The following is a 1,531-nucleotide window of genomic DNA, read 5'->3' on the forward strand; positions in this document are numbered from 1 at the left end:
AAGGTATCAGTTATTGTACCAGTTTATAATGTAGAGAAATACCTGCGGAAATGTTTGGAGTCATTAGTTAGTCAAACACTAGAAAGTATTGAAATTATTGTGGTGAATGATGGGAGTACGGACCAATCATTCGGAATCATAAAAGAATTTGAAGTAGCATACCCTGGCAAGATTGTGTCAATGACAAAACCCAACGGTGGATTGGGTGATACGCGTAATTATGGACTGAAATTTGCTAAAGGGGAATACATCGGATTTGTAGATTCGGATGACTGGGTAGATCGGAAGATGTTTGAAGCGATGTATGGGATGACTCAACAAGGACATGATATCGTTTTATGTGACTTTATGGTCGTACAGGATGGATGGGAAACAGGTCATGTAGCCAAAGGGTTTAGGGGAGTACATTTCAATCCCCAGGAAATCGTTATTAATTCAATTGACCCGGCAACAGCCTGCAACAAATTATATCACAGGAAATTTTTTCAGATAGCTGAGTTTACTGATGGATGGTATGAAGATATCGGAACGACTCCAATCTTACTTTCCTATGCTCATAGTGTGGGATATTTGGAATTAGCTTTGTATAATTATAGACAGCGAAGTGGCTCAATCACTTATAGTGCAGATGAAAGAACAAAGGATGTAATTAGCTCTTGGCAACGGGTACTAGATAACGCTCACGCTAATTACAGGAGAGAAGCAGTATTTGCAGTATATAAGAGTATAGTTACATTTATAGAATTCAAGCCAGCATTTGCGGATGATTTTTTGGAATACGCCTATCAGAACCAGGAGCTATTTCAAAAGAATGAGTACTATCAAAAGAGTATACGAAGTAAGTCGATAAATGACTTATTTCAGATGAAATTAATTCCTAAGAAGCTACATTATTTCTGGTTTGGGCATGGACAGAAGAGTGAATTAATTGAACGTTGCATAGAATCTTGGAAAAAGCATGCAGGCGGATATGAAATTGTGGAATGGAATGAAAGTAATTGTGACATTAATGAAAGCCAATTTGTAAAAGAGGCGTACGAGGCGAAGAAATGGGCATTTGTAGCAGATTATTTTCGAATTAAGGTGATACATGAACAAGGGGGGTTCTATATGGACACGGACGTAGAGCTTAAGGCCCCTCTTGACTCCTTAAGAATAAGTAATTTCTTTTTTGCTTTTGAAACGAAAGATAATATCAATGCGGCTATTTTTGGAGGAATACCAGGCTTTGAGTTAGCAAGAAAATGGTTGGAGACGTATCAGCACGACACATTTAAAAAGGAAGATGGGACGTACAATATGAGTAACAATATTGTAATTCGTCTTACAGGATTGTTGAAAAAAGACTATAACATAAAATTAAATGGGAAGATGCAGACCTTGAAGGATAATGTTAAAATTTATCCTGCAAATAAACTAACCATTGATGTATATGATGGTAAAAATTTAGCAGTACACCATTTTGATGCTTCGTGGTGGGATGTAAAAGATGAAGTATCCTATAAAAATGTTGTTTTACAAGATTATTTTA

The 1,531-nt window shown here is 36.5% G+C and carries 1 protein-coding gene; it reads left to right on the plus strand.

Annotation, left to right across the window (positions count from 1 at the left end; all coding sequences use genetic code 11):
• Nucleotides 1-54: 54 nt before the first annotated feature.
• Nucleotides 55-1,531 (plus strand): glycosyltransferase (locus ACIFO6_RS23610; RefSeq protein ID WP_430044441.1); only part of this gene is annotated, 1,477 nt, incomplete at its 3' end.

Source organism: Paenibacillus sp. NRS-1781 (genome assembly GCF_050467745.1).
In the GTDB taxonomy this organism is placed as follows: domain Bacteria; phylum Bacillota; class Bacilli; order Paenibacillales; family Paenibacillaceae; genus Paenibacillus; species Paenibacillus terrae_A.